Origin of the sequence: Rhizobium sp. CFBP 8752 (genome assembly GCF_014842035.1) — a bacterium.
Taxonomy (GTDB): Bacteria; Pseudomonadota; Alphaproteobacteria; order Rhizobiales; family Rhizobiaceae; genus Neorhizobium; species Neorhizobium soli.
In genome coordinates, this window is the sequence record NZ_JACYUZ010000010.1 from 1 (window position 1) to 602 (window position 602).

General features: G+C 59.8%; 1 pseudogene. It reads left to right on the forward strand.

What is annotated here, in order from left to right:
* Positions 1-602 (forward strand): annotated as a pseudogene (locus IFT59_RS22990) (ice nucleation-like protein); the annotation flags it as partial.

The following is a 602-nucleotide window of genomic DNA, read 5'->3' on the forward strand; positions in this document are numbered from 1 at the left end:
TCGCAGCTCTCAGCTCGACGCAGATTGCAGCACTGTCATCCACCCAGTTCAGCGCTATGTCTTCCGATCAGCTGACGGTGCTGAGCACCACGCAGGTCGCGGGTCTGAGCTCCGCCCAGGTCGGGACGCTGGACTCCACAGAAATTGCATTGTTCTCCACTGACGAAATTGCCGCCATCAGTGTCAAGGCTCTCGGTGGCCTCTCCGCTGACGCACTCGTCGGCCTCACCACAGCCAATGCGGAAGCCCTGACCACGACACAGGTCGCAGGACTTTCTTCGACCCAGCTTGCCGCCTTGTCCTCGAGCCAGCTCGCGGCCTTCTCGTCCGACGATATGGCTGCGATCAGCAAAAAGGCGATCGGTGGCTTGGATCTTACCAAGCTCAGCACGGCCAATGTCGCAGCTCTGAGCTCGACGCAGATTGCAGCGCTGTCCGCCACCCAGTTCGGCACTCTGTCTTCCGATCAGGTGACGGCGCTGACCAGCACGCAGATCGCTGGTCTGACCTCTGCTCAGGTAGGAACTCTGGACTCCACTGAAATTGCACTTTTCTCCACCGAGGAAATTGCTTCCATCAGTGCCAAGGCTCTCGGTGGCCTC